This is a genomic window from Microbulbifer sp. (genome assembly GCF_036563125.1).
Lineage (GTDB): Bacteria > Pseudomonadota > Gammaproteobacteria > Pseudomonadales > Cellvibrionaceae > Microbulbifer.
Genome location: NZ_DATCMV010000117.1, coordinates 1 through 4,379 on the forward strand (window position 1 = coordinate 1; position 4,379 = coordinate 4,379).

Consider the following 4,379-nt stretch of genomic DNA (forward strand, 5'->3'; position numbering starts at 1 on the left):
CTCTGCATCAGCCGTGCTTCCGGTCCCGGGCGCTCGTCGGGCACAGTTTCCAGCAGATCGCTGTCGTCACTGTCGCGCCGGCGCGCGAGCTGGGTAACGCTGCGATTGTGGGCGATGCGATAGACGAAGGTGCGCAGGCTGGACTCACCGCGAAACCCGGGCAGCGCCCGCCAGATTGCAAGCCAGATTTCCTGCACCAGGTCTTCCCGCTCTGCGCTGTTGCGCACGTAACTTCCCGCCAGGCGCGCAATGCCGCCGCCACAGTCCTCGAGTAATTGCTGAAAAGTCTGTTCACGCGCGTCCAAGTTATCGCTCTTCTATCCGTAGTATTTGTGGTGGCTTTTCGGCCACTGGCGGCGGGGGTCGACAGGTACTGTACCCAGCGGGCGGGAAACCTTACATAAATATTCCGCAACCTTGCTTTTGCCCATACCACTAACCGTTCTCAGGCATTTATCCACCAGCACTTAAAACTACAAAAGCCATTCTGGTCACTCTTTGGCCCTTATTCACGTTTACGTTAACGTAAACGTCAACTATCCTTCAGGCACTTCTGAGGAAAGGCCCCATGAGCAACACCACCGCCGACAGCTACAGCATCTCCGAGCTGGCCCAGGAATTCGGGATTACTACCCGCACCATCCGCTTCTACGAAGACAAGGGGCTGCTCAGCCCCGAGCGGCGCGGGCAGACGCGAATCTACTCTCCCGAGGACCGGGTGCGCCTGAAGCTGATCCTGCGCGGCAAGCGCCTCGGTTTCTCCCTCGACGAGAGCCGCGAAATCATCGACATGTACGACCCCGCCAAGGGCAATGTCGAACAGCTCAACCGCCTCCTCGAGCGGATCGACACCAAGCGCCAGCAGCTGCTGCAACAACAGCGCGACATCGAAAAGATGCTGTCGCAGCTGGACGACGCAACGGCGCGTGCCGAGGTCGCCAGAATTGAAGCACTGAAACAACAGACGACCTGAATCCAACCCATTCAACCCGAATTAGTAACTCTGACTGACGGAAAGCGGAGCAACCCATGAATACTCCATACCCAACCCTCAACTTCGGCCTCGGTGAAGACATCGATATGCTGCGGGACATGGTCTACAAGTTCTGCCAGGCGGAACTGGCCCCGCGCGCAGCGCAGATCGATGAGGACAATCTGTTCCCGGCCGATATGTGGAAAAAGTTCGGCGAGCTGGGCCTGCTCGGCATGACCGTCGAAGAGGAATACGGCGGCACCAACATGGGTTACCTGGCGCACGCGGTGGCGATGGAGGAGATTTCCCGCGCGTCCGCGTCCGTCGGTCTGTCCTACGGCGCCCACTCCAACCTGTGTGTAAACCAGATCCGCAAGAACGGTACGCCGGAGCAGAAAGCGAAGTATCTGCCGAAGCTGTGCTCCGGTGAGCATGTGGGTGCGCTGGCGATGAGCGAGCCAAACTCCGGTTCCGATGTGGTGAGCCTGCAGCTGAAGGCGGAGAAGAAGGGCGACCGTTTTATCCTGAACGGCAACAAGATGTGGATCACCAATGGTCCGGATGCCGAGACCTACGTGATTTACGCGCGCACCGAGCCGGGCATCAGCTCCGGCGGTATCACGGCGTTTATCGTGGAGCGCGGGTTCAAGGGTTTCTCCCAGGCGCAGAAACTGGACAAGCTGGGCATGCGCGGTTCCAACACCTGTGAGCTGGTGTTCGAGGACTGTGAAGTGCCGGAAGAAAATATCCTGGGTCAGCTGAACGGCGGTGTGCGCGTGCTGATGAGCGGCCTGGATTACGAGCGCACGATTTTGTCCGGCGGCCCGGTGGGCATCATGCAGGCGTGCATGGATATCGTGGTGCCGTACATTCACGACCGCAAGCAGTTCGGCAAGGCGATCGGTGAGTTCCAGCTGATGCAGGGCAAGGTTGCGGATATGTATGCGGACCTGAATGCGAGCCGCGCGTATCTGTACGCGGTTGCGCGTGCCTGTGACCGCGGTGAGGATTCGCGCAAGGATTCTGCGGCGGTGATCCTGTTTACTGCGGAGCGCGCTACACAGATGGCGCTGCAGGCGATCCAGACTCTGGGCGGCAACGGCTATATCAACGAGTACGCCACCGGTCGACTGCTGCGCGATGCCAAGCTGTACGAGATTGGCGCGGGCACTTCCGAGATCCGTCGCATGCTGATTGGGCGTGAGTTGTTTAACGAAACTCGCTAAGGACTTTGTAGATGGTTTTGTGGCGGCACTGCTACCGGTATTGGTTTGCAGGACTCGCCGTGAACCCATCCATGGGGGCTCTTCCGCGACATCCCTGTCGCAGAAGGTCCTGCAAACCAATACCGGTATCAGCACCTTCGCATTGTGGTGCTGATCTCTAATCAACTTCGTAAGTCTTTATGAATCAGATTCAGAGCAAGATAAATTCCCGCGATGCAGCGTTTGCGGAAAACCGTGAGCAGATGCAGAAGATCGTCGACGACCTGCGGGATAAGCTGGAAACCATCGCCAGGGGCGGCAATGAACGCGCGCGGGAAAAACATGTTTCTCGCGGCAAGCTGCTGCCGCGAGATCGTATCGACACCCTGCTGGATCCGGGCAGTCCGTTTCTGGAATTTTCCCAGTTGGCCGCCTATGACGTTTACGGTGAAGACGTGCCCGCAGCCGGCATCCTTACCGGTATCGGCACCGTGGCCGGCCAGCCCTGCGTGATTGTGGCCAACGATGCCACAGTGAAAGGCGGTACCTATTATCCGCTGACGGTGAAAAAACACCTGCGCGCGCAGGCGATCGCCGAGCAGAACAACCTGCCGTGTATTTATCTGGTGGATTCCGGCGGTGCCAACCTGCCGCGCCAGGACGATGTGTTCCCGGATCGCGAACATTTTGGCCGCATCTTCTTCAACCAGGCCAACCTGTCGGCGAAAAACATTCCGCAGATTGCGGTGGTGATGGGCAGCTGTACTGCCGGCGGCGCTTATGTGCCGGCGATGGCGGATGAGTCCATCATGGTGAAGGAACAGGCCACGATTTTCCTGGCCGGTCCGCCGCTGGTGAAAGCCGCTACCGGTGAGGAGGTTTCCGCGGAGGAACTGGGTGGTGCGGAGGTGCACTGCAAGATATCCGGGGTGTCCGACCACTTTGCCAATAACGACACGCACGCGCTGCAGATCGCGCGCAACTCGGTGGCGCGCCTGAACCGGGTGAAAAATCCGGGACTCGATATCACCAAGCCGGTGGAACCGATTTATCCGCCCGAGGAAATCTACGGCATTGTGCCGAAGGATTCCCGCCAGCCGTACGACGTGCGCGAGATCATCGCCCGGGTGGTGGACGGTTCCGAATTTGATGAATTCAAGGCGCTGTACGGCACCACGCTTGTGACCGGCTTTGCGCGCATCCACGGTTACCCGGTGGGTATCGTGGCGAACAACGGCATCCTGTTTGCTGAGAGCGCACAGAAGGGCGCGCACTTTATCGAGCTGTGTGCGCAGCGCAATATCCCGCTGGTTTTCCTGCAGAATATCACCGGTTTTATGGTGGGCAAGCAGTACGAAGCCGGTGGTATCGCCAAGCACGGTGCGAAGATGGTTACCGCGGTTGCCACCGCGAAGGTGCCGAAGATCACCATCCTGATCGGCGGTTCCTTTGGTGCCGGCAACTACGGTATGTGCGGCCGCGCCTACGATCCCAACTTCCTGTTTATGTGGCCCAATGCGCGCATTTCCGTGATGGGCGGCGAGCAGGCGGCGGGCGTGCTGGCGCAGGTGAAAAAAGACCAGATGGCGTCGCAGGGCGAGGAGTGGAGCGCGGAAGAAATCGCGAAGTTCAAGCAGCCGATCATCGACGACTACGAACACCAGGGCCACCCCTACTACGCCTCCGCGCGCCTGTGGGACGACGGTGTGATCGACCCGAAAGATACCCGTACCGTACTCGGCCTTTGTCTTGCAGCAGCCACACATAAAGAACCCGAGGAAACCAGGTTCGGCGTTTTCCGCATGTAATACTGTGCACAGGGAAGGTTCCGTGCGGGTCCTGCTGCCGGTATTTGTTTGCTGGACACGCCGTGAACCCATCCCTGGGGGCTCTTCCGCGACATCCCTGTCGCAGAAGGTCCAGCAAACAAATACCGGCATCAGAACCTTATCGACTCCGTAGCTATTGCCGAAATCCAAAGACCTATTTTGAGCGAGAAAGCCATGACCGAAAAAATGCTGTGCGAAATCGACAACGAAGGCGTAGCGACGGTTACTTTGAACCGCCCGGAAATCCACAACGCCTTCGACGATGACCTGATTCGCCAGCTCGGCGAGACCTTCGATAACCTCGCCCGCAGTGGCGGCATCCGCGCGTTGATCCTCGCCTCCAACGGCAAAAACTTCTCCGCCGGCGCCGAC

At 58.9% G+C, this 4,379-nt stretch carries 5 protein-coding genes; 4 read left to right on the plus strand and 1 reads right to left on the minus strand.

All coding sequences use genetic code 11. From position 1 onward, the window contains the following. The coding region (locus VIL80_RS09785; protein ID WP_332035927.1) for an RNA polymerase sigma factor at positions 1-305 on the minus strand (305 nt) is incomplete at its 3' end. Positions 306-568: 263 nt separating this feature from the next. On the opposite strand from VIL80_RS09785, the gene VIL80_RS09790 reads away from it, so the two are divergent. The 4 genes from VIL80_RS09790 to VIL80_RS09805 all read left to right on the plus strand — a co-directional run. Further along, complete coding sequence (locus VIL80_RS09790) at positions 569-973, plus strand: MerR family transcriptional regulator (protein ID WP_332035928.1); 405 nt, start codon at positions 569-571, stop codon at positions 971-973. A gap of 56 nt (positions 974-1,029) precedes the next feature. Beyond that, the gene (locus VIL80_RS09795) at positions 1,030-2,199 is read left to right on the plus strand and encodes an isovaleryl-CoA dehydrogenase (RefSeq protein WP_332035929.1); all 1,170 of its coding nucleotides are present in this window, start codon (positions 1,030-1,032) and stop codon (positions 2,197-2,199) included. Positions 2,200-2,378: 179 nt separating this feature from the next. Continuing rightward, positions 2,379-3,986 (plus strand): carboxyl transferase domain-containing protein, encoded by a 1,608-nt coding sequence (locus tag VIL80_RS09800; protein WP_332035930.1) that lies wholly within the window; start codon positions 2,379-2,381, stop codon positions 3,984-3,986. Positions 3,987-4,181: 195 nt separating this feature from the next. Beyond that, positions 4,182-4,379 (plus strand): enoyl-CoA hydratase/isomerase family protein (locus tag VIL80_RS09805; RefSeq protein ID WP_332035931.1); only part of this gene is annotated, 198 nt, incomplete at its 3' end.